Consider the following 438-nt stretch of genomic DNA (forward strand, 5'->3'; position numbering starts at 1 on the left):
GGTCGTCTCCCGTGTCGCTCAGGCATGTGCTGCGTCAAGCGTCGCGTGCTGTTTCCCGTCTCGCAAGGTGGACTGCCCGCCGACGAATTATCGCTGGCCGAAGCCCTCTAGCCAGGCGGCTTTGGTACCGCTTGCATTGGCTAATGGCACCTGGGTAATCACAAGCTGTTTCTGCCAACCACTCCCGGCGGATCGCGGCGATGATGTCGGTCAGGTCTTTTCGCTTGGCACGCGGCGCTTCGGCCACGACGATCAAGCGTTCTTTGTCGGCGCGAAGGCTTCGCCATCTTTTGCCCGCGGGACGCGATAGTGCAGAACCACGCCGGTTACACTTTTGCCCGCCGTGCAACAGGCCCGTGAGTCGGCCCGACGCATGACCTGCACCAATAATTTGAAGCAGTGGGGCATCGCCATGCACAACTATCACGACACGATTAA

1 pseudogene is annotated in these 438 nt (G+C 60.3%); it reads left to right on the forward strand.

Annotated features, from left to right (window positions below):
* Nucleotides 1–331 precede the first annotated feature (331 nt).
* Nucleotides 332–438: pseudogene (locus AB1L30_RS00945) on the forward strand (DUF1559 domain-containing protein); the annotation flags it as partial.

It is taken from the genome of Bremerella sp. JC817 (assembly GCF_040718835.1).
Taxonomy (GTDB): Bacteria; Planctomycetota; Planctomycetia; order Pirellulales; family Pirellulaceae; genus Bremerella.